This is a genomic window from Actinokineospora sp. PR83 (assembly GCF_021056305.1).
Classification (GTDB): Bacteria; Actinomycetota; Actinomycetes; order Mycobacteriales; family Pseudonocardiaceae; genus Actinokineospora; species Actinokineospora spheciospongiae.
The window spans coordinates 146,746-171,596 of sequence record NZ_JAJCXD010000093.1 but is presented as its reverse complement, the minus strand read 5'-3'; the positions used below and the strand labels follow the sequence as shown (position 1 = coordinate 171,596).

Genomic DNA, 24,851 nt, shown 5'->3' with positions numbered 1-24,851 from the left:
GGCCCGGGCGTCGCGCGCCCGGGCCGCCGCGGCCCGCAGCGGTGGTCACGCCCCCATGGCCGCACGCAGACTCGCAGGTCGCATGTCGGTCCACTCGGCTTCGATGTAGTCGAGCGCGGCCTGTCTGCTGTCCGGACCCCGGCGCACGTGCCAGCCCGCCGGGACGTCGACGAACTCCGGCCACAGGCTGTGCTGACCCTCGTCGTTGACCAGCACCAGGTAGTTCGCGTCATCGGATTCGAATGGGTTGCTCATCGCGCGAGATCCTTCTGTTGGTTTCCGGGGAGCGGTGCGGGGAGGGGTTTCGACCGCTTCGACAGCGGGACGGTGAAGTGTAGCGAAGTCGCCGTGCGGTGTGCGACCTGTCGGTGAGACGAGCCGGGAACGTCTTCGGGTGTTGCCGCCGGTGAATTGTGGTTCGACGCGCGGGAGGTCGTGCGCGACAGCACACGAAAAACCGCTCGTGGTCGTTGGTTATTTACGACAAAACGAGCGTCCGGCCCGACTTAATGAGGAGGAAATGTTGCTCCGATCGGCGGTAGCAAATTCCTCCGCCGGTCACCAGGATGGGCTGATCCCCCGAGTGCGTCGAGTGGAAGGGGACGTGCACATGTCCTTCACACCCACGGAGTGGCGATCCCTTGCCGGAACAGTTCGATACGACAGACGCAGACAGACTTGACATGTCCGTTGATTCTCGCAACCTTTCCGCGCTGCTCGGCGAACTCGCCGGGGAACACCGCGTACCCGGCGCCGCCCTCACCGTGCGGTGGCGGGGTGCGACCACCTCGGTGGTGACCGGCTGTGACCGCCACGAGGGCGGTCGCCCGGTGGCCGCCGCGACCAGGTTCCCGATCGCCTCGATCACCAAGGCGTTCACCGCCACCCTGGTGATGATCTTGGCCGCTGACGGCGACCTCGACCTCGACGAGCCGATCGGCCCGCACGTCCCCCAGCTACGGGACCACCCGGTGGCCGCCGCGACGCCGCGCCAGTTGCTCAGCCACACCGGCGGGCTGGCCGCCGCGGGCGCCACCGACCCCGCGCACACCGCCTCGCCCCTGCGGTACCTGGTGGAGCACGCGCGCTCGACGGACCTCGTGCTCCCGCCCGGCACGGGCTTCTCCTACTCCAACGCGGGCTACGTCCTCGCGGGCCACCTCATCAGCGACGTCACCGGCATGTCCTGGGCGGAAGCGGTGCGGACCGTCCTGCTGACCCCGCTGGGCATCCGCCCGGCGTTCGTGGTCGGGGCGGGCCCCGCGGAAGAGGACTTCGCCCCCGGCCACGTCGTCGGTGGGCTCGACGGCCGGACCAGGCCGGTCCGGCAGACGCTGTCGGCCGCGGAGGCCGCCGCGGGCGCGCTCGCGCTCAGCGCCGACGACCTCGTGTCCTTCGCCCGACTGCACACAGAAGCCGCCGCCGCGGACCCGGACCTCGACGGGCTCCTGCCCGCCGCGACCGCCCGGTCGATGCGCGAACCCGCCCCCGCGGCCGAGCCCTACGGGCTGGCGGCGGGCTGGGGCCCGGGGCTGGCGGCGTTCACCGACGACGGCCCGACGTGGTGGGGCCACGACGGCACCGGCGACGGCACCTCCGCCCACCTGCGCATCCAGCCCGAGCAGGACGCGGTGGTGGCGCTGGTGACCAACGCCAGCACCGGTGCCGCGCTCTGGCGCGCGCTGGTGGGCGAGCTGCGCGCGCTCGGCATCCCCGTCGCCGACCAGCGGCTGCCCCCCGAGGGCCCCCCGCACCCACCGCCCGCCGAGTGCGTGGGCAGCTACCGCAACGGCGCCACCGAGTACCTGGTGGGCGACGACGGAGACCAGTTGAGCCTCGCGGTCGACGGGGTGGCGGTGGCGGTCCTGCGGCTGCGCCCGGACCTCGGTTTCACCATGCACGACACCGTCTCCGCGGGTCCACCGCACGAGGGGCGGTTCCTCCGCGACCCGGTCACCGGCCGCGTCGACCGGCTCCAGGTCACCGGCCGCCTGGCCAGCCGCGCGGCCCCCGCCGCGGCGCAGGTGCACCAGCCCTGACGCCCTTGCCCCGTGCCCGACCGGTTCCGGCGGGCACCCACGACCTCGGCCGCAGACGGCACCTCTCGGACAAAGGAGTGGCGATGCACGACGCGCGCACGTTCCCGACCACCACTCGGGCGGGCGACCACGCGTCCCCCGGCACCCTGGCCGACCTGGTCGAGGCGCAGACCCGGCGCACCCCCGGCGCGGCGGCGGTCATCCACGACGGCGGGTGGCTGAGCTACGCCGAACTGGACGACCGGGCCAACCGGCTCGCGCGGGCGCTGCTGCGCCGGGGCGCGGGCCCGGAGCGGATCGTGGCCCTGGCGCTGCCGCGCTCGGTCGACATCATCGTGGCCGAGCTGGCCGTGGCGAAGTCCGGCGCGGCGTTCCTGCCGGTGGACCCGACCTACCCGGCCGACCGGATCGCGTTCATGCTCGACGACGCCCGGCCCGTGCTGGTGCTCACCCGCTCCGACGTGGCGTCCTCGGTCCCCGCCGGGGTGACCGCCGTGCTGGTGGACGCCGACGACGTCCGCGCCGAGCTCGACCGCACCCCCGGCACGCCCGTCCACCCCGCGGAGCTGCCCGCCGAGCGGCACCCGGCGCAACCCGCGTACCTCATCTACACCTCCGGGTCGACCGGCAAGCCCAAGGGCGTGGTGGTCACCCACCGCGGCCTGGCGTCCTTCTCCGCCGCCGAGATCGAGCACTTCGGCGTCGTCGAGGGCGACCGGGTGCTGGAGTTCGCCTCGCCCAGCTTCGACGCGTCGGTGCTGGAGCTGTGCATGTCGCTGCCCGCGGGCGCGGCGCTGGTGGTGCCGCCGCCGGGCCCGCTGCTCGGCGACGCGCTGGCCGAGGTCATGGCCGACGGCGAGATCAGCCACACCCTGATCCCCCCGGTGGCGCTGGCGACCATGCCGGTCGTGCCGCTGCCCAGGCTGCGCACGCTGATCGTCGGCGGCGAGGCGTGCACCGCGGACCTGGTGAACCGCTGGGCGCCGGGCAGGCGCCTGATCAACGCCTACGGCCCCACCGAGTCCACCGTGGTCGCCACCTGGAGCGAGCCGCTGGAGCCCGGCCGGGGGACGCCGATCGGCCGCCCGATCCGCGACACCGAGGTCCACCTGCTCGACGACAAGCTGGCCCCGGTCCCCGTCGGCCTGCCCGGCGAGCTGTACGTGGCCGGGCCCAGCCTGGCCCGCGGCTACCTGGGCCGGTCCGCGCTGACCGCGCAGCGGTTCGTGGCCAACCCCTACGGCGCACCCGGCGAGCGGATGTACCGCACCGGCGACATCGCCCGCTGGGGCGCGGACGGCCAGCTGGAGTTCGTGGGCCGGGCCGACCACCAGGTCAAGATCCGCGGCTTCCGGATCGAACCGGGCGAGATCGAGGCCGTGCTGGCCGAGCAGCCCGGGATCAGCGCCGCCGTGGTCGTCCCGCGCGAGGACCAGCCGGGCGTCAAGCGCCTGGTCGCCTACGTGACCCCGGTGGGCGACGTCGCCTCGGTCGAGGTGGCGGACCTGCGGGCCGCCGCGGCCGCCGCCCTGCCGGACTACATGGTCCCCGCCGCGTTCGTCGTGCTGGAGCGGTTCCCGCTGACCCCCAACGGCAAGCTGGACCGCGCGGCGCTGCCGTCGCCCGCCGCGGGCACCCGGCGGGTCACCGGCGACCTGGCGCGCACCGACCTGGAGCGGACCATCGCGGGCGTCTGGGCCGACGTGCTCGGCGTCGACGCGGTCGGCGTGCACGAGGACTTCCTCGCCGTGGGCGGCGACTCCGTGCAGGCATTCCGGGTGCTCGCGCGGCTGCGCAGCACCCTGGGCGTCGAGCTGTCGGCCCGCGCGGTGTTCGACACCCGCACCGTCGCCGGGCTCGCGGAGCTGGTCTCGGGCGGCGCGGCCACCGGGTCGGGCGGGGTCATCCCCACCGTCGCGCGGGACGAGCCGCTGCCGCTGTCCTCGGCGCAGCGCAGGCTGTGGTTCGTCGACCAGTTCGCCCCCGGGGGCACCGAGAACAACACCGGCATCGGCCTGCGGCTCACCGGTGCGCTGGACACCGCCGCGCTGGGCCGGGCCCTGGCCGAGCTGGTGCGGCGGCACGAGTCGCTGCGCACCACGTTCGAGTCCGTCGACGGACACGGCGCGCAGGTGGTGCACCCGACGGGGCACCTGCCGCTGCGCGAGGTCGACCTGTCCGCCGTTCCCGCCGCCGAACGCCCGGCGGCCCTGGAGGCGGTGCTGGCCGAGCACGGCGCGCTGCCGTTCGACCTCGGCACCGGTCCGCTGGCGCGGGCGCTGCTGGTCCGGCTCGACGCCGCCGAGCACGTGTTCGTGCTGCACCAGCACCACATCATCACCGACGGCTGGTCGGTGCGGATCCTCATCGACGAGCTGGTGGACCTCTACGGCGCGTTCCGCCTGGGCGAGGAGCCCGCGCCGCTGCGGCGGGCGGTCGACTACGCGGACTTCGCCGCCTGGCAGCGCGGTCGGCTCGACGACGGCACCCTGGACGAGGACCTGGCCTACTGGCGCGAGCAGCTCGCCGGGCTGGTGCCGCTGGACCTGCCCACCGACCGCCCGCGCCCCCCGGTGCGCACGTCCGCGGGCGCGATCCGCCGCCGGGCCCTGCCCGCCGACCTGGTCGAGCGGCTGACCGCCGTCGCCAGGGAGAACGACGCGACGCTGTTCGCCAACCTGGTCGCCGCGGTGCAGCTTCTGCTGACCCGCCACACCGGGCAGCGCGACATCGCGATCGGTGCGGCGACCTCCGGTCGCAACCGCGCCGAGTGGGAGCAGGTCGTCGGGTTCTTCGTCAACACCGTCGTGCTGCGCTCCACCGTGGACGAGGAGCGGTCGTTCAGCGACCACCTCGCGCGGGTGCGGGAGACCGTGCTCTCCGCCTTCGCCCACGACGAGCTGCCCTTCGACCGGCTCGTGGACCTGTTGCAGCCCGAGCGCGACGCGGCGACCAGCCCGCTGGTGCAGGCGCTGGTGGTCCTCCAGGAGGACTGGGCGGGCAGCCGCACCGCCGCGGGGCTGGCCATCGAGGAGCAGGACCTGCCCCGCCCGTCGGCCCGCTTCGACCTGGTGGTGGAGTTCTGGCCCAAGGACGGCGCGTTGAACCTGGTGCTGGAGTACAACACCGACCTGTTCGACGCGGCCACCGTCGACCGCATCGCGGCCAGGCTGCACGTGCTGCTGGAGGCGGTCGCCGCCACGCCGCAGCGGCGGATGGCCGAACTCGGCGTCATGCCCGACGACGAGTGCGCGCGGATCCTGGGTCCGTGGAGCGGGTCCTCGCCGTGGCCGGACGAGTCCAGTGTGGATGTTTCGGTGCCCGCGGTGTTCGCCCGCGTCGCGGCTGCCACCCCGGACGCGGTCGCGGTGGTGGGGGACTCCGAGTCGCTGACCTACCGCGAACTGGACGAGCGGTCCGACCGGCTGGCGCACCGGCTGGTCGCCGCGGGCGTGCGACCGGAGGAGCGGGTGGGCCTGCTGGCCGAGCGGTCCGCGCACTACCTGGTCGTCGTCCTCGCCGTGCTCAAGGCGGGCGCGGCCTACCTGCCGCTGGACCTGCGCGCCCCGCGCTCGCGGCTGCGCAAGCTGCTCGACGAGGCGGGGGTGCGGCTGGTGATCCGCGACGCCGCGCTCGCCGACGTGGCCGCCGACCTGCACGACGGCCCCACCCTCGACTCGGTCGACACCGGCGCCGACGCCCCGGTGGGCGCCCCGGACACCCGGCCGCTGCCGCGGCAGTTGGCCTGCGTGCTCTACACCTCCGGCTCCACCGGCACCCCCAAGGGCGTGGCGGTGACCCACCAGGACATCGTCCGGCGGGTGGCCGACGCGCACTTCTCCGGCGGCGGCCACGAGCGGGTGCTGCTGCACTCACCGCTGGCCTTCGACGCCTCCACCTACGAGATGTGGGTGGCGCTGCTGCGCGGCGGCCGGGTCGTGGTGGCCCCGCCGGTCGACCTCACCGCCGACGTGCTGCGCCGGATGGTGGCCGAGCACGGGGTCACCGGCATGTGGCTGACCGCCGGGCTGTTCCGGATGATCGCCAGGGAGGACCCGGACAGCCTGGCCGGGATGCGCCAGGTGTGGACCGGTGGCGACGTGGTGCCCGGCGCCGCGGTCCGCCGCGTGCTGGCCGCCTGCCCCGGCCTGGTCGTGGCGGACGGGTACGGCCCCACCGAGGCCACCACGTTCACCACCCTGCACCCGATGCCGTCGGTCGACGCGGTGGAGGACGTGCCGCCGATCGGCCGCCCGTTCACCGGGATGCGCATCTTCGTGCTGGACGCGAACCTGCGGCCCGTTCCCGCCGGGGTGACCGGCGAGCTGTACATCACCGGCGACGGGGTGGCCCGCGGGTACCTCGGGCGCCCGGGTGCCACGGCGGAGCGTTTCGTGGCCTGCCCGTTCGAGCCCGGCGCCCGCATGTACCGCACCGGCGACCTCGTGCGCTGGCGCGGTGACGGGGTGCTGTGCTTCGTCGGCCGCACCGACGACCAGGTCAAGATCCGCGGCTTCCGGGTCGAGGTGGGCGAGGTCGAGGAGGTCGTGACCCGCCACCCGGCCGTCGCCGAGGCGGTGGTGACCGCGCACCGGCAGCCGGACGCCTCCGCGCGCCTGGTCTGCCACCTGGTGTTCGAACCGGGCGAGCGGGCGCCGATGCCCGCCGAGCTGGTCGCGTTCCTCGCCGACGAGCTGCCCGACTACCTGATCCCGTCGTCGTTCGAGGTGCTCAGCGCGCTGCCGCTGAGCCAGAACGGCAAGGTGGACCGCCGCGCGCTGCCCGCGCCCCGGGCGGTCGGCGCGGTCGACCGCGACCACGTCGCGCCGCGCACCCCGGCCGAGGCGACGCTGACCGGCCTGTGGGCCAAGGTGCTCGGGCTCGACGCGGTCGGGGTCACCGACAACTTCTTCGAGCTCGGCGGCGACTCGATCATGAGCATCCAGGTGGTGGCCGAGGCCCGCAGGCTCGGCATGGACCTGACGTCGAAGGACATCTTCCTGCACCAGACCGTCGCCGCGCTGGCCCCGGTGATCGGGTCCACCACGACCTCGGCCGAGCAGGGCCTGGTCGTCGGCGCCGCCCCGCTCACCCCCATCCAGCACTGGTTCTTCGAGCGCCACCCGGCGGGCACGACGCGGTTCAGCCAGTACCTGGACGTGGAGCTGACCCCGGGAGTGGACGAGGCGGCGCTGCGCGCGGCGCTGGCCGCTGTCCTCGCCCAGCACGACGCGCTGCGCATCCGGTTCGACCGCGAGCAGGGCGGGTGGCGGCAGTACAACGCCCCGTCCGAGGCGGGGCAGGTCTTCGCGCGGGTCGAGGTGGCCGACGAGGCGGGCACCGCCGCGGCCAAGGAGCGGCTGCTGGCCGAGCTGGACCCGGTGGCGGGCCCGCTGCTGCGGGTGGCGCTGCTCGACCGGGGCGCCGACCGGGCGCCGCTGCTGTTCCTCGCCGTGCACCACCTGGTGGTGGACGCGGTGTCGTGGCGCATCCTGCTCGCCGACCTGGACACCGGCTACCGGCAGGCCGCGGCGGGCCAGCCGGTCGACTTGGGCGAGAAGAGCACCTCGTTCCAGGCGTGGGCCCGCCGCCTCACCGAGCACACCGCGAGCGGTGGCTTCGACCACGAACTCGACCACTGGGCCGCGGTGTGCCCGGGCGTCGAACCGGCCCTGCCCACCGACGGCACGGGCGCCAACACCGTCGCCTCCACCCGCTCGGTGACCGTCCGGCTGGACCGGGACGAGACCAGGGCGCTGCTCAACCGGGTGCCGTCGGTGTACCGCACCCACGTCAACGAGGTCCTGCTGACCGCGCTCGGCCAGGTCCTGGCCGACTGGACCTGCTCGCCGCGCGTCCTGGTCGACCTGGAGGGCCACGGCCGCGAGGACCTGTTCGACGACGTGGACCTGTCCCGCACGGTCGGCTGGTTCACCACGCTGTTCCCGGTCGCGCTGGACCTGTCCGGCAGCCAGGACCCCGGCGCGCTGCTCAAGTCGGTCAAGGAGCAGGTGCGGGCCGTGCCCGGCCGCGGCGTCGGCCACGGCGCCCTGCGCTACCTCGGCGACCGCACGACCGGCACCGGGCAGGCGCAGGTGTCGTTCAACTACCTGGGCCAGTTCGACACCGCGGACGTGGTGGACGGGCTCTACAGCGCCCCCGCCGGGCCGCTGGGCCTCGACGAGGACCAGGGTGCGACCAGGGCGCACCAGTTGGAGGTCGTCGGCCGCGCCGACCGCTCCGGGCTGGAGTTCACCTGGTTCCACTCCGCGGAGCTGCACGACGAGGAGACGGTGCGCGCGCTGGCCGAGGCCATGCTCGCCCGGCTGCGCTCGCTCGTGGCGCACTGCGCCGAGCCGGGGGCTGGTGGCTGCACGCCGTCGGACTTCCCGCTGGCCCGCCTGGACCAGGCCGCCGTCGACCGGGTCGTCGGCACCGGCCGGGCGGTCGAGGACGTCTACCCGCTGACCCCGATGCAGAGCGGCATGCTGTTCCACAGCCTCGCCCAGGAGGGCGAGGGGCTCTACCTGGAGCAGGTCACCTGCACGCTGGCCGGGGTGGGCGACCCCGGCCTGCTCGCCGAGGCGTGGCAGCGGGTCGTGGACCGCACCCCCGTGCTGCGCACCGCCGTGGCCTGGGAGAACCTCCCCGAGCCCGTGCAGGTGGTGCACCGCTCCGCGCGGGTGCCGGTGGCGCACGAGGACTGGACCGCGCAGCCGGAGCCGTGGCGCGAGCAGCGGCTCGGCGAGCTGCTGGCCCAGGACCGCGGCGAGGAGCTGGACTTCACCGCGCCCCCGCTGATGCGGCTGCGGATCGCCCGGCTCACCGCCGACGAGGTGCGGGTGGTGTGGACCTTCCACCACCTGCTGCTCGACGGGTGGAGCGTGTTCCGGGTGCTCACCGACGTCTTCGCCGAGCACGCCAGGCTCACCGGCCACCCGGGGGCGGGCGACCCCGTGCCGCGGCGGCCGTTCCGCGACTACGTGGCCTGGCTCGGGCGCCAGGACCGCGACGCCGCGCGGGAGCACTGGAGCGGCCTGCTGTCCGGGCTGACCGAGCCCACCCCGCTGCCGGTCGACCGGGTCGCCACGACCAGCCACGGCCAGCGCTCCACCGAGCGGATCACCGTCCGGCTCTCCGAGCGCACCAGCGAGCGGGTCGCCGAGCTGGGCCGGGCCAACCGGCTGACCGGCAACGCCGTCGTGCAGGGCGCGTGGGCGCTGCTGCTCGCCGACTGCGCGGGTCAGCAGCAGGTGTGCTTCGGCAGCACCGTGTCCGGCAGGCCCGACGAGCTGCCGGGGGTGGACGAGATCATCGGCATCTGCATCAACACCATGCCGGTGCTCGCCGAAGCCGACCCGAGGGCGCGGCTGGTGCCGTGGCTGCAACGCCTGCAACTGGCGCAGGTGGAGTCGCGGCGGTTCGGCTACGTGCCGCTCAACCAGCTCCGCGGGCTCAGCGGGGTCACCGGGCGGGCCAACCTGTTCGACAGCCTGGTGGTGTTCGAGAACTACCCGATCGACGACCAGGCCGCCGCCGAGCACGGGCTGCGGCTGGGCGACGTGCGGGCGGTGGAGACCACCAACTACCCGATGAGCGTGATCGTCTACCCGGGGAACCGGCTGACCTTCGCCTTCACCTACGACCCGGCCGTGTTCGACGCGGCCACCGTCGAGGAGATGGGCAGGCGCCTGGGTGTTCTGCTCGACGCCGCCGTGACCGACCCGTACCAGTCGCTGCGGACCCTGCTCGACTCCCTCGGCGAGCCGATGCGACCGGCCACGGCCCGCAACGGTGTCGGTGGCGGTGTGACTGCCCTGGCGGACGAGCAGGTGTCGGTGGCGCAGCACCAGGCGCCGCGGACGATCACCGAGACGCTGATCGCCGAGATCTGGGCCGAGGTGCTGGCGGTGGAGGAGGTCGGGGTCGACGACGAGTTCTTCGCCCTCGGCGGCGACTCGATCCTCAGCCTGCACGTCACCACCAAGGTGCGGGAGACCTTCGACGTCGACATCTCGCTGCGCGAGGTCATCGGCTGCCACACCGTCGCGGCCCTGGCCCGCGCGGTCGAGGAATCCATCCTGTCCGAGCTCGAGTCCGCCGCCGCGGGCGACGAGCGCAACTGACCCAGGGAAAGACGACGCCGTGACCACGCCCGACCCGGTGGACCGCATCGCGGCCCTGCCCGCCGCCCTGCAGGAACGCCTGCGCCGCAAGCTCAGCGGGCAGGCCCGCCGCGCCACCGGGCAGATCCCCCCGGCGCCGCGGGACCGGCCGCTGCCGCTGTCGTCGGCGCAGCAGCGGCTGTGGTTCCTCGACCAGTTCACCCCCGGGTCGACCGAGTACACCAGCGCGCTCGCCCTGCGGCTGCGCGGCGAGCTGGACGTGCCCGCGCTGCGGCTGGCGCTGACCTGCCTGGTCGAGCGGCACGAGGTGCTGCGCACCACCTTCTCCGCCGAGGACGGGCGGGGCGTGCAGGTCGTGCACCCGCCCGCCGAGCCGCCGGTGTCGCTGCTGGACGTCAGCGGCGACCCGGGCGGGCTCGACGACGCGCTGCGCGCCGAGCTGGACCGGCCGTTCGACCTGCGCACCGGCCCGCTGTTCCGGGTGGTGTTGGCCCGCGTCACCACCGACGAGCACGTGCTGCTGCTCTGCGCGCACCACACCGTGGTCGACGGGTGGACGATGGGCGTGCTCACCGAGGAACTGGCCGTGTTCTACGCGGCGGCCCGCACCGCGCCGGACACCGCCCGCGCGGCGCTGCCCGCCCCGCAGTTGCAGTACGCCGACTTCGCGGTGTGGCAGCAGGAGCGGCTCACCGACGCGGCCGTGGCCGGGCACCTGGACTTCTGGGGCCGCGCCCTGGCGGGCCTGCGCCCGCTGGACCTGCCCACCGACCGACCCCGGCCCGCCGTGCGCGGCAGCGCCGGGGCCACCCGCGAGCGCGTGCTGCCCGCCGAGCTGGCGGCGGGCCTGCGCGCGCTGTGCGTGGGGCAGCGCGTCACGCTGTTCACCGCGCTGGTCGCCGCCACCCAGGCGCTGCTGGCCCGCTACACCCGCCAGGACGACATCGCCGTGGGCACGGTCACCGCCGGGCGCAACCAGCCCGAGCTGGCCAAGCTCGCCGGGCTGTTCGTCAACACGGTGGTCCTGCGCTCCACAGTGGACTCGCAGCGGTCCTTCCGGGACCTGCTCGGCGCGGTGCACGCCACGGTGCTCGACGCCTTCTCCCACGACGAGGTGCCGTTCGAACGCCTCATGGAGCACCTGAAGGTGCCCCGCGACGTCAGCCGGACCCCGCTGTTCGACGTGATGGTGGTGTTGCAGAACGCGGGCGCAGGTACCCCCACCCTGCCCGGTCTCGTGGCCGAACCGGTCGACCTGGCGCAGGAGAACGCGAACTTCGACCTGAGCCTCGAATTCGAGGAGCAGGGCGACGAGCTGTGCATGCGCTTCAACCACAGCACCGACCTGTTCGACGCCGAGACCGTCGACGACATGGCCGCCCGGCTGGAACTGCTGCTGACCGCCGTCGTCACCGACCCGGACCGCCCGCTGCGCGACATCGCGCTGCTCACCGACGCCGAGCAGGCCGCCCTGCTGACCGCGCCCCCGGCGCCCGCCACGTCGATGAGCACCCTGCCGGAGCTGTTCGCGGCCCAGGCGGCGCGCAGGCCCGACGCGACCGCCGTCGTGCTGGACGGGGAGACCACCACCTACGCCCAGCTCAACGAGCGCGCGAACCGGTTGGCGCACCTGCTCATCGAGCGCGGTGTCGGCGCGGAGCGGCTGGTCGCGCTGGCGCTGCCGCGGTCGGTCGAACTGGTCGTGGCCGTGCTGGCGGTGCTCAAGGCCGGTGGCGCGTACCTGCCCATCGACCCGGAGTACCCGGCCGAGCGGATCGCCTACCTGCTCGGCGACGCCGAACCCGCGCTCATGCTGTGCACCGGCACTCCGCTGTCCGGTGTGGACTCGACGGTCCCCGTGGTGCGCCTCGACGCGCCGGAGACCACCGACGCCCTGCAGCGCTGCCCGGCCACCGATCCCGCGCCGAACCCGGCCGGGCCGGACGCGGCGGCCTACGCCATCTACACCTCCGGCTCCACCGGCAAGCCCAAGGGCGTGGTGGTCCCGCACCGCAACGTCGTGCGGCTGCTGTCGGCCACCGACTCCTGGTTCGGCTTCGACGAGACCGACGTGTGGACGCTGTTCCACTCCTACGCCTTCGACTTCTCGGTCTGGGAGCTGTGGGGGCCGCTGCTCAACGGCGGCACCCTGGTCGTCGTGCCGCACGCGGTCACCCGGTCCCCGGCCGACTTCCTGCGGCTGCTGGCCACCGAGAAGGTCACCGTCCTCAACCAGACCCCGTCGGCGTTCTACCAGCTCACCGCGGCCGACCGCGACCAGCCCGACGTCGGCGCGGACCTCGCGCTGCGGGTCGTCGTGTTCGGCGGCGAGGCGCTGGACCCGGCCCGCCTGCTGGACTGGAGCACCCGCCACCCGCTGGAGCGGACCCGGCTGGTCAACATGTACGGCATCACCGAGACCACGGTGCACACCACCTTCCACGAGCTGACCGGGGCCGACCTGGCCGCCCCGAGCGGCAGCCCGATCGGCGAGCCCATCCCCGACCTGCGGCTGCACCTGCTCGACCAGCACCTCAACCCGGTGCCGCCGGGCATGGTGGGGGAGCTGTACGTGGCGGGCCCCGGTGTGGCGCGCGGGTACCTCGGCCGCCCCGGGCTGACCGCCCAGCGGTTCGTGGCCGACCCGTTCGGCCCGCCCGGGGCGCGGATGTACCGCAGCGGCGACCTCGCCCGCCGGGACCACCGCGGTGGGCTGGAGTACCGGGGCCGGGCCGACGACCAGGTCAAGGTGCGCGGCTTCCGGATCGAACTGGGCGAGATCGAGGCCGCGCTCGTCGCCCACCCCGAGGTGTCCGGCGCCGCGGTCGTGGTGTCCGAGGGCGCGGGCGGGCACCAGCGGCTCGTCGGCTACGTCGTCGGCGCCCGGGCCCCGGAACCGGCCGAGCTGCGCACCTGGCTGCGCCGCGGCCTGCCCGAGCACATGGTGCCCGCGGTGTTCGTGGCGCTGGAGCGGCTCCCGCTGACCCCGAACGGCAAGCTCGACCGCGCGGCGCTGCCCGTCGCGGAGGTCACCACCACCGCGACCGAGGACCGGGTGCCGCCGCGCGGGCCGGTCGAGACCGCGCTCGTCGAGGTGTGGCGCGACGTGCTCGGCGTGGACGCGGTCGGCGTCACCGACAACTTCTTCGAGCTGGGCGGCGACTCCATCCTGAGCATCCAGGTGGTGTCCCGGGCCCGGCGCGAAGGTCTGCGGTTCACCACCCGGCAGATGTTCCTGCACCAGAGCATCGCCGAGCTGGCCGCCGTGGTCGACACCGCCACCGCGCCCGCTGCCGCGGAGCGGGTGACCGGCCCGGCCCCGCTGACCCCGATCCAGCGCTGGTTCTTCGACGAGATCGGCAGCCGCGACCACTACGCCATGTCGGTCATGCTCAACCTGCGCGGACCGGTCGACCCGGCCGCGCTGTCCGGGGCGCTCGACGCGCTCCTGGACCACCACGACACCCTCCGGCTGCGCTTCACCGAGGTGGACGGGCAGTGGTCGCAGGACGTCGTGGACGTCCCCCGGGGCACCGCGCTGACCACAGTGGACCTGTCGGCCGTTCCGCAGCCGGACCGGGCCGCGGCGGTCGAGCGGCACGCCGTGGCCGCCCAGTCCGGGATGGACCCGCAGGCAGGGCCGCTGCTGCGCGCGGTCCTCTTCACCGACGACACCGGCCCCGCGCGACTGCTCGTCGCCGCGCACCACCTCGTGGTGGACGGCGTGTCCTGGCGCATCCTGCTCGCCGACCTGGAGACCGCCCACGGGCAGATCGCCGCCGGGACCCCCGTGCAGCTCCCGCCCACGACCAGCGGGTACCGGGACTGGGCGCGGCGGCTGACCGAGCACGTCGCCTCCGGCGGGTTCGCCGAGGAGGCCACCTACTGGGCGACCGCCCTCGACGGCGTGCCCACCGACCTCCCGGTCGACCACGACGGCGACAACACCGTGGGCTCCACCCGCGTGGTCGCCACGCGGCTGGACCGGGCCACCACCGACGCCCTGCTGCGCCAGGCCCCGCCGGTCTACCGGACCCGGATCGACGACCTGCTGCTCAGCGCGCTGGGCCGGGTGCTGGCCGACTGGACCGGGCGCGACTCGGTGCTGATCGGCATGGAGGGCCACGGCCGCGAGGACCTGGTCGCCCCCGGCGGTGCCGACACCCCGCAGTCCGATGTGGACCTGTCCGGCACGGTCGGCTGGTTCACCGCGAAGTACCCGCTCGTGCTGCGGCTGCCCGCCGGGCGCGGGCGGTGGGCGGAGACGATCAAGTCGGTCAAGGAGCAGATCCGGTCCGTGCCCGGCAAGGGCCTTGGCTACGAGGCGCTGCGCTACCTCAGCACCGGGGGAGCGGCACTGGCCGCCGACCCGGTGCCGCAGGTGTGGTTCAACTACCACGGCCAGTGGGACACCGGTTCGCCCGACTCCGGGCTCTTCGGCACCCGCTGCGCCCCGGTCGGCAGCGACCACGCGCCCGCCGACGCCCGCTCGCACCTGCTCGACGTCACCGGCATGGTCGAGGACGGTGAACTGGAGCTGAGCTGGCTCTACTCCACCGAGGTCCACGACGAGCACACCGTGCGCGACCTCGCCGACGCCCTGGTGGCGGCGCTGCGCGAGCTGGTGGCGCACTGCGCCGAGCCGGGCTCCGGCGGCGCAACCCCGTCGGACTTCCCGCTCGCCCGGCTGACGCAGGCCCAGGTCGACCTGATCGCCGCCGACGGCCGCGACGTCGAGGACATCTACCCGGCCACCCCGATGCAGGCCGGGATGCTGTTCCACAGCCTGGTCGACACGGAGGTCGGTGCCTACTCCGACCAGGCGCGGCTGCGGCTGGCCGGGATGGGCGACCCGGCGCTGCTCGCCGAGGCGTGGCAGCGGGTCGTGGACCGCACCCCCGCCCTGCGCACCCACCTGGCCTGGGACGGGGTCGACGAACCGGTCCAGGTCGTGCGCAGGCGCGTGCCCCTGCCGGTCACCCACCACGACTGGCGCGCGCGCCCCGACGCCGAGCGCGACCTGGCGGACCTGCTGGTCGCCGACCGCGCGGCAGGCTTCGACCTGGCCACCGCGCCGCTGACCCGGGTGTCGATCGTGCGGCTCACCGACGACGAGGCCGTGCTGGTGTGGTCGTTCCACCACGTGCTGCTCGACGGCTGGAGCGTCGCACAGGTCTTCGCCGAGGTCGCCGAGTGCTACACCGCCCTGCTGGAGGGCCGCGCGCCGGACCTGCCCACCCGCAGGCCGTTCCGCGAGTACGTCCGCTGGCTGGGCACCCTCCCACCCGAGCAGGCGGAGAAGCACTGGGGTGCGGTGCTGGCGGGCTTCGGCAGGCCGACCCCGCTGCCCTACGACCGCACACCGGGGCCCGCGCACCGCGGGGAGTCCTCCGCCGCCGTGCGGACCGTGGTCGACGCGGAGTGGTCGGCCCGGCTGGACGCGACGGCGCGGCGCAACGGCCTGACCGTCAACACCGTGGTCCAGGGCGCGTGGGCGCTGCTGCTCGCCCGGCACAGCGGCGAGCGCGACGTGGTGTTCGGCACCACCGTCTCCGGCAGGCCCGCCGAGCTGGCGGGTGTGGAGTCGATGGTCGGCATGTTCGTCAACTCGGTGCCGACCAGGGCCGCGGTCGACGAGTCCGAGCCCGCGGTGTCCTGGCTGCGCCGGTTGCAGGCCGAGCAGACCGAGTCGCGCGTCCACGAGGCCACCTCGCTGGCCCGGCTGCGGTCGTTCACCGACCTGCCCGCCGGGGAGAACCTGTTCAACAGCATGGTGGTGTTCGAGAACTACCCGCTCAGCGACGCCGCCGAGGTCGGCGCGCTGCGGGTGCTCGACGTGCACGCGGTCGACACCACCACCTTCCCGCTGAGCCTGAGCGCGCACCTGCACGACCGGCTCAACCTGGCGCTGTCCTACGACCCGACGCTGTTCGACCACGACACCGTGCAGCGGCTGGTCGAGCAGTTGTGGTCGCTGCTCAACGGCATCGCCGCGGACCCGGAGCGCCCCCTCGGCGACCTGCCCTGGCTCTCGGCGGCGGACCGGCAGACCCTGCTCGTCGACTGCAACGACACCGCCGCCGACGTGCCCACGGCGCTGTTCGCCGACGCCTTCGCCGCCCGGGCCGCCACCGACCCCGAGGCGACCGCACTGGTGCACGGGGACACCCGGCTGACCTTCGCCGAACTGGACTCCCGGGCCAACCGGCTGGCCCACCACCTCGTCGCGCTGGGCCTGCGCCCGGAGCAGGTCGTCGCCGTGGCGCTGCCGCGCGGCGCGGACGCGGTGCTCGCCCTGCTGGCGGTCCTCAAGGCGGGCGGGGTGTACCTGCCCGTCGACCCGAAGCTGCCCGCCGAGCGGCTCGCGCTGATCACCGAGGACGCCACCCCGGCGTGGGTGATCACCACCGCGGCCGACGCCGGGCTGCTCCCCGGCGTGCCGGAGGTCCTCGTCGACCACCTGGCCACCGCCGCGCTGCCGGAGACAGCCCCGCCCGCCCCGCGTCCGGACAACGCCGCCTACGTCATCTACACCTCCGGGTCGACCGGCCGCCCCAAGGGCGTCGTCGTCGACCACCGCGGCCTGGCCAACCTCTGCCACGACCGCGTCTCGGCCATGGCCGGGCACGGGCGGCTGCGGATGGCCATGACCTCCCCGTTCTCCTTCGACGCGTCGCTGGAGGAGGTCGTCCTGCTCGCGGGCGGCCACGAGCTGCACGTGATCGACGAGTCGATCCGGCTCGACGCCGAAGCGCTGGTCGGCTACGTCACCGACGCCCGGCTGGACCTGCTCAACCTGACGCCGTCCTACCTGCGCCAGCTCATGCCCGCCGGGCTGCTCGACGGCCCCGGGCACCGCCCGTCGGTCCTGCTCGTCGGCGGCGAGGCGTGCGGCGAGGTGCTCTGGCGCGAGCTGGCCGCACTGCCCGACACGGCCTCCTACAACCTCTACGGCCCCACCGAGTGCACCGTGGACGCGCTCTCCGCGCGTGTCGTCGGGGACAAGCCCGTGCTGGGCCTGCCGCTGCGCAACGTCCGGGCGCACGTGCTCGACGCCCGGCTGCGGCCGGTGCCGATCGGTGTCATCGGCGAGCTGTACCTGGCGGGCGACCAGCTCGCCCGCGGCTACCTGGGCAGGCCGGGCCTGACCGCGGGCCGGTTCGTCGCCGACCCGTTCGGCCCGCCAGGGAGCAGGCTCTACCGCACCGGCGACCTGGCCAGGTGGAACCCCGACCTGGTCCTGGAGTACCGGGGCCGGGCCGACGAGCAGGTCAAGATCCGCGGGCACCGGATCGAGCCGGGCGAGGTCGAGACCGCGCTGCTGGCCCACCCCGGCATCACCGAGGTCGCCGTGGTGGCCCACGACGCCGGTGACGGGCACCGCAGGCTCGTCGCCTACCTCGTCCCCGCCACCCCGGACGCCGCACCCGGTGCCGCGGAGCTGACCGGAGTGCTGCGGGCCAGCCTGCCGGAGTACATGGTGCCGTCGGTGTTCATGCCGGTGCCCGCGCTCCCGCGCAACCGCAACGGCAAGCTCAACCGCCGGGCCCTGCCCGCCCCCGGCCCGGTCGTGGCCGAGCGGGCGGGGCACCAGGAGCCGCGCACCGAGACCGAGCGGGTGATCGCGCGGATCTTCGGCGAGGTCCTCGGGGTCGACCGGGTCGGCGCCCGCGACGGGTTCTTCGACCTGGGCGGCGACTCCATCCTCAGCATCCGGGTGATCTCCCGGCTGCGCGCCGAACTCGACGTCGCCCTGTCCCCGCACGCCCTGTTCACCACCCCCGCCGTCGCCGACCTCGCCCAGGCCGTGCAGGCCCAGCGCGGCGTCGTCGCGGCGGCCCACGCGCCCATCCCGGCCGTGGCGGGCGAGCGAGCGCCGCTGTCCTTCGCCCAGCAGCGGCTGTGGTTCCTCCAGCAGTTCACCCCCGACAGCGTCGAGCACGTCGCCCCGGTGACGCTGCGGCTGCGCGGCGAACTGGTCGAGGACGCGCTGCGGACCGCGCTGACCGCACTGGTGGCCCGGCAATCGGCCCTGCGCACCACCTTCCCGGCCGTGGACGGCAAGCCCACCCAGGTGGTGCACCCGCCCGCCCCGGTGGACCTGCCGGTGGTCGACGTCTCCGCGCACGCCGACCCGGAGTCCGAAGTGGACCGGCTGCTCGCCGAGGACGCGCGCACCCGGTTCGACCTGGCCGCGGGCCCGCTGCTGCGGGCGCGGCTGCTGCGGGTGTCCGCCCGGGAGCACGTGCTGAGCATCGTGCTGCACCACATCGTCACCGACGGCTGGTCCGCCGGGCTGATCGTCGACGAGCTGGCGGAGGGCTACCGCGCGGTGCTCGCCGACCGGCCCGCCGCCCTGCCGCCGCTGCCGGTGCACTACCCGGACTTCGCCGCGTGGCAGCGCGAACGCCTGGCCGGGGAGGCCCTGCACACCGACCTGGACTACTGGCGCGGGCAACTGGCCGACTCGCTCCCGCTGGACCTGCCCACCGACCGGCCCCGGCCCGCGGTGCACACCACCAACGGCGCGCTGGTCGACTTCGAGCTGCCCGCCGAGCTGACCGGCAGGCTGCGCGGGCTCGGCCGGACCGGGGGCGGCACCCTGTTCACCACGCTCGTGGCCGCCTGCCAGGTCCTGCTGGGCCGCTGGGCGGGCCAGGACGACGTCACGGTGGGCACGGTCGTGTCCGGCCGCGACCGGGCCGACCTGACCGAGCTGGTCGGCTGCTTCGTCAACACCCTCGTGCTACGCGGACACGTGCCCGACCAGGCGCCGTTCTCGGAGTTCGTGGCCACCACGAACAAGACCGTGCTCGCCGCGTTCGCCCACCAGGACGTGCCGTTCGAGCAGTTGGTGGACCGGCTGGCGCCCGAGCGCGACCCCAGCCGCACGCCGCTGTTCCAGGCCGCCGTGGTGCTCCAGAACACGCCGCGCTCGCGGATCGCGCTGCCGGACCTCACCGTCGAGCAGGTGCCGCTGCCGGTGCGCACCGCCAGCTTCGACGTGCTGTTCCAGTTCGAGGAGGTCGGCGACCGGCTGCACGTGGCGCTGAACTACAACACCGACCTGTTCGACGAGACCACCGTGCGGCGCCTGGCCGGGCACCTGCGCACCCTGCTCGACGGCGTAGCCGCCGACCCGGGCCGCCCGGTCGCCGACCTGCCGATGGTTCCCGACGCCGAGCTGGCCCTGCTGACCGATCAGTGGAGCGGGCGGGGTGTCCCGGTCGTGTCCGATGAGGACACTGTGGTGCGGGCGTTCGCCCGGGTGTGCGAGCGCACGCCGGACGCGGTCGCCGTCGCCTCCGGCGCGGTGTCGCTGACCTACCGGGAACTCGACGCCAGGGCCAACCGGCTCGCGCACCGGCTGCTGGCCGAGGGCGTGCGCCGCGAAGACCGGGTGGGCATCCTGCTCGGCCGCTCCCCGGAGGTCGTGGTCGCGGTCCTCGGCGTGCTCAAGGCGGGAGCGGCGTACGTGCCGCTCGACCTGCGGGCACCCGTGGAACGACTGCGCGAGCTGCTGACCGGGGTGGACGTCCGCGTGCTGGTCACCGACCAGGAGTGGGCGCCGACCGCATCGGCGGCGCACGTCGGCAACCACATCGTGGTGGGCGGCGCCGTGGTGGATGATGCCGCGCAGGACGACCAGTGGCCGGACACCGCGCCGGACATCGCCCCGCACCCCGACGACATCGCCTACGTCATGCACACCTCCGGGTCCACGGGCAGGCCCAAGGGTGTGGCGATCAGCCACCGCGGCATCGTCGGCTTCGCCGCCGACGGCTGCTTCAGCGCCGACGGCGCGCGCCGGGTGCTCATGCACGCCACCCTGGCGTTCGACGCCTCCACCTACGAGCTGTGGGTGCCGCTGCTGCGCGGCGGGTCCGTCGTGGTCGCCCCGCCGGGGGAGCTGGACGTGGACACCCTGCGGGCGGTCATCGCCGAGCAGCGGGTCACCGGGCTCCTGCTGACCTCCGGGCTGTTCCGCGTGGTGGCCACGGAGGCACCGGAGGTCCTGACCGGTGTGTCCGAGGTGCTCGCGGGCGGTGACGTCGTCCCCGGCGGCGCCGTGCGCCGGGTGCTCCAGACCTGCCCGGGCATCACCGTGGTCAACGCCTACGGGCCCACCGAGGTCACCGTCATGGCCAGCTCGCACCCGATGCGCGCGGCCGACGAGGTGGCCGACGTCGCCCCGATCGGGCGCCCGCTGGACGCGGCGAGGGTGTTCGTCCTCGACGCCCGCCTGCGCCCGGCGCCGGTCGGCGTGGCGGGGGAGCTGTACGTGGTCGGCACCGGCCTGGCCCGGGGCTACGTGGGGCAGCCGGGGGTCACCGCGGAGCGGTTCGTCGCCTGCCCGTTCGTCCCCGGTGCCCGCATGTACCGCACCGGTGACCTGGTGCGCTGGCGCGCGGACGGGCTGCTGGAGTTCGTCGGCCGCTCCGACGAACAGGTCAAGATCCGCGGCTTCCGGGTGGAGCTGGGGGAGATCGAGTCGGCCCTGGTCGAGCACCCCGACATCGCCGAGGCCGTGGTCACCGCCCGCCGCCGCGACGGCCGCACCCGCCTGGCCGCGCACCTGCTGGCGGCCCCGGACCGGACGGTGCAGGTCGACGCCCTGCCCGCGTACCTGCGCGGCACCCTGCCGGACTACATGGTGCCCTCGGCGTTCGCCGTGCTCGACCGGCTCCCGCTCAGCGCCAACGGCAAGGTCGACCGGCGCAAGCTGCCCGACCTCGACGCGACCGAGCAGGCCGCGCCGGAGCACGTGCCGCCGCGCACCCCGGTCGAGGCCGCGCTCGTCGAGGTGTGGGCGACCGTCCTGGACAACGACCGCATCGGCGTCACGGACAACTTCTTCGAACTGGGCGGCGACTCGATCCTGAGCATCCAGGTCGCCGCCAGGGCCCGGTCCGCGGGTCTCGCGGTCACGTCCAAGGACATCTTCCTCAACCCCACCGTGGCCGCGCTCGCCGAGGTCACCGGGGCGCTGGAGCAGCAGTCCGACGACCGGTCCGCGGTCGAGGGTGCGGTCGTGCTGACCCCGATCCAGCGGTGGTTCCTCGACCACCGCTCGGTCCCGCAGCACTTCGACCAGTCCGTGCTGGTGGAACTGGCCCCGGACGCGGACCGGGCCGCGCTGCGGTCGGCGCTGACCGCGCTGACCACCCAGCACGACGCGCTGCGGATGCGCTTCGAGCGGGTGGACGGCACCTGGCACCAGCACAACGCCGCCACCGAGTCCGCCGACCTCCTCGCCACGCACGACCTGTCCGAACTGGACGGTGAGGAGCTGCGCGCGGCGATGGCGGAGGTAGCCCGGCGGATGCAGTCCGGGGTCGACCTGGCCACCGGGCCGCTGCTGCGCGCGGCCCTGTTCGACCTCGGACCGGACCGCGCCCCGCAGCTCTTCGTGGCGGTGCACCACCTGGTGGTGGACGCGGTGTCGTGGCAGACCCTGCTCGCCGACCTGGACACCGCCCACCGGCAGGCCGCCGCGGGCGAGCCGATCGACCTCGGCCGCAAGACCACCTCGTTCCAGACCTGGGCCGAACGCCTCACCGAACACACCCGCGGCGGCGGTTTCGACGAGGAACTGCCGCACTGGCAGGGCGTCAACGCCGACGCCGCCGACGCCGCCCTGCCCGCGCCGGACGCCCCGGCGGACGCCACTCCGGGCGCGGCCCGCGTCGAGTTCACCCTGGACACCGAGGACACCGACGACCTGCTGCACCGAGTGCCCGCGGTCTACCGGACCCGGATCAACGAGGTGCTGCTCACCGCGCTGTCCTGGGCGGTGTCCCGGTGGACCGGGCGGCAGCGGGTCCTGCTCGACCTGGAGGGCCACGGCCGCGAGGAGCTGTTCGACGACGTCGACCTCTCCCGCACGGTCGGCTGGTTCACCACCCTGTACCCGGTGGCGCTGGAGGTCCCGCCGGACCTGGCACCGGAGTCGGTGGCCCTGGTCAAGTCGGTCCGCCGCGCCCTGCGCGCGGTCCCCGGCAACGGCATCGGCCACGGCGCCCTGCGCCACCTCGGCGACACCCCGCGGGTCGGACCGAACACGGCGATGGTGTTCAACTACCTCGGCCAGTGGGACGGCCCCACCGCGACCGATGACGGCCTGTGCCGCGCCCTGCTGCCCACCTTCGACCACGACCACGACCCGGACGACCACGGCGCGCACGAACTGGAGGTCGTCGGCGGCGTCCGCGACGGCAGGCTGGGCTTCTCCTGCCACTACCGGGGCGAGCGCTACCGCGAGGCCACCATCACCACCCTGATGACCGACTTCGCCGATGCCCTGCGCCGCATCGCGGCGACCGCCGGTGGCAGGCAGGTCGCACCGTGAGCACCCCTCTCCGCAAGAACCGCAACTACGGCATCCTCTGGGGCGCGCAGGCCGCCTCCGAGGTCGGCTTCAACGCGGTCACCATCGCCCTGCCGCTGCTGGTACTGGTGGTCACCGGCTCCCCGGCGGCCTCGGGCCTGGCGGTCGGCGCCAGCGCGGCGGCCCAGCTCGTCGCAGGCCTGCCCGCGGGCGCGCTCGTCGACCGCTGGGACCGCAAGCGGGTCATGCTGCTGTGCGAAGCGGGCCAGGTCCTCGCCGCGGCGAGCATCGCCGCGGCCCTGTGGTTCGACGTGCTCGGGCTGGCGCACATCATCGCCGCGTCGGCGCTGATGGGCCTGTGCCGGGCGTTCTTCGAACCCGCCGAGCACGCCACCCTGCCCAGGGTCGTGCCCGCCGAGCAGGTGCACAGCGCGATCGCGGGCAACGCCGCCCGCGGCTACCTGGGCCAGCTGTCCGGCACCGCCCTCGGCGGAGCCCTGTTCACGCTGGCCAGGATCGTCCCGTTCGCGGTGGACATGGTCCTGCACGTGTTCGCGTTCGTCGCCCTGCTGTTCCTGCGCACCCCCGCGCAGGAACGGGCCAAGGCATCCCTGAGCAGGCTGCTGCCCGAGATCGGGCACGGCCTGCGCTGGGTGTGGGGCCAGCGGTTCATCCGGGCCACGGCCGCCTGCCTGATCGGGGTGAACTTCTTCTTCACCGCGTTCTACATCGTCATCATCGTCCTGGCCCACCAGCGCGGCCTCTCACCGGCGGAGATCGGTGTCATGGCGGCCATGTTCGGCATCGGCGGCCTCCTCGGCGCCCTCGCCGCCCCCACCCTGAACCGCCTGCTCACCCCGTACCTGTCCATCGTCGGCGTCTTCGTGGCCCTCACCCTGCTCACGCCGGTGGCCGTGTTCATCCACAACGGCTACCTGATGGGCCTGCTGCTCGCGGGCATCGCCTTCCTCGCCCCCACGGCCAATGTCACCATCAGCACCTACCAACTGCTGCTCACCCCCGACGAGATGCGCGGCCGCTTCAGCAGCGTCATGGCCGTCCTCGGCGGCGCCTCCGCGGCGGCGGGCCCCGCGGTGGGCGGCCTGCTGGCCGGGCTGGCGGGCGGCACCCAGGTGATCCTGCTGTGCACGGCCGGGATCGCGGTCCTCACCATCCTCGCCCTGATCAGTCCCGCGCTGCGCGCCTTCCCCGACAAGAACGACCTCCTCGAAGCCCAGAAGGAACCCGCCCACCACTGAAGCCCCCGACTAGCCCAGACGGGGGACCCGGGGAACCGGGGGGCTCCCCACACGCCTTCCTGTGTACCGGGATCACCGGGACACCGGAATTCTCAACTGGGGAGTCGAGAAATCTCATGCAGCTCAGAACGTGCGGCACAGCCGTGCTCATCGCAGCCTTCATCGCAGGCACGGCCGCCACGGCCACCGCGGACCCAGCCCCCACCGGCTCCATCGAGGGCAAGGTCTGGTTCGACCGCGACGCCGACGGGCGGATCAACGGCGTGGAGCCGGGCGTCGGCTCCGGGTGGGTCACCCTGTCGGACCGGTTCGGCAACTACATCACCGGCACGGTGACAACCTGGGGCGGCACCTACAGCTTCCCGAACCTGGAACCGGGCGTCTACCAGCTCGACGGCAGGCAGTACAACTACGGCTTCAGCACCCCCACCACCCGCCGCGTCACGGTCACCGCGGACACGCTGTCCAGGGCGAACTTCGGCGCCCGCGGCGGCAAGATCACCGGCCGGTCGTGGAAGGACCTCAACGCCAACGGCATCAGGGAGGCCCGCGAACCGGGCTTCAGCGCAGGCGTCGGCCTGACCGTGTACAACGGCGCCACCACCATGAACGCGGACGGCCGCTACACCATCGACGACGTCGCCCTGGGCGAGGCCACCCTCCAGTCGGCGGACGGCTACGACGGCGCCCGGATGTACACCCAATCCCCCGCCCACCAGGGCGCGGACCCCACCCGCGACTCCGACTTCGAACAGGGCACCGGCCGAGGCCCCACGTTCACCTTCCAGTTGGGCCCCAACGGTTCGGTGCGCCCCACCACCCCCGCCACCGCCGACGTCGGCTACTACGAGGCCCACAACACCGGCACCCTCACCCTCACCCCCGACCGCGACACCACCACCCTCCACGTCGGGGACACGGTCACCTTCACCGGAACCGCCGCCTTCACCGGCAATGCCCTCGACACCCACAGCATCTATTCCGCAGGCCGCCTCGACGGCCTGACCTTCACCGAGGTCACCTCCACCCCCACCTGGTCCCTCGAACTCTTCGGCTCCGACTACTTCAGCCTCCGCGACAGCTTCGTCCGCGTCCCCCC

At 74.2% G+C, this 24,851-nt stretch carries 6 protein-coding genes; 5 read left to right on the top strand and 1 reads right to left on the bottom strand.

From position 1 onward, the window contains the following. Nucleotides 1–45: 45 nt before the first annotated feature. Nucleotides 46–255 carry an MbtH family protein gene (locus tag L6E12_RS29035; protein ID WP_035278874.1) on the bottom strand — a complete coding sequence of 70 codons (210 nt, stop codon included), beginning with the start codon at nt 253–255 and terminating at the stop codon, nt 46–48. A 428-nt stretch (nt 256–683) separates the two neighbouring features. On the opposite strand from L6E12_RS29035, the gene L6E12_RS29030 reads away from it, so the two are divergent. From L6E12_RS29030 to L6E12_RS29010, 5 genes are all read left to right on the top strand, one after another. After that, nucleotides 684–2,039, top strand: a complete 1,356-nt coding sequence (locus tag L6E12_RS29030; protein ID WP_236231110.1) for a serine hydrolase — start codon at nt 684–686, stop codon at nt 2,037–2,039. 83 nt (nt 2,040–2,122) lie between these two features. Continuing rightward, nucleotides 2,123–10,165 (top strand): non-ribosomal peptide synthetase, encoded by an 8,043-nt coding sequence (locus L6E12_RS29025; RefSeq protein ID WP_236231109.1) that lies wholly within the window; start codon nt 2,123–2,125, stop codon nt 10,163–10,165. Between the two features lie 19 nt (nt 10,166–10,184). Continuing rightward, nucleotides 10,185–22,514 carry a non-ribosomal peptide synthetase gene (locus tag L6E12_RS29020; protein ID WP_236231108.1) on the top strand — a complete coding sequence of 4,110 codons (12,330 nt, stop codon included), beginning with the start codon at nt 10,185–10,187 and terminating at the stop codon, nt 22,512–22,514. Continuing rightward, nucleotides 22,511–23,752 (top strand): MFS transporter, encoded by a 1,242-nt coding sequence (locus L6E12_RS29015; protein WP_236231107.1) that lies wholly within the window; start codon nt 22,511–22,513, stop codon nt 23,750–23,752. The genes L6E12_RS29020 and L6E12_RS29015 overlap by 4 nt, the downstream gene beginning before the upstream one ends. Before the next feature lie 143 nt (nt 23,753–23,895). Then, a partial coding sequence (locus tag L6E12_RS29010) for an SdrD B-like domain-containing protein (RefSeq protein ID WP_236231106.1) occupies nt 23,896–24,851 on the top strand: 956 nt, incomplete at its 3' end.

What these genes read in the sequence shown, in the direction of transcription:
- L6E12_RS29035 (WP_035278874.1), bottom strand. Translation starts at nt 255, where the DNA reads ATGAGCAACCCATTCGAATCCGATGACGCGAACTACCTGGTGCTGGTC.
- L6E12_RS29030 (WP_236231110.1), top strand. Translation starts at nt 684, where the DNA reads ATGTCCGTTGATTCTCGCAACCTTTCCGCGCTGCTCGGCGAACTCGCC.
- L6E12_RS29025 (WP_236231109.1), top strand. Translation starts at nt 2,123, where the DNA reads ATGCACGACGCGCGCACGTTCCCGACCACCACTCGGGCGGGCGACCAC.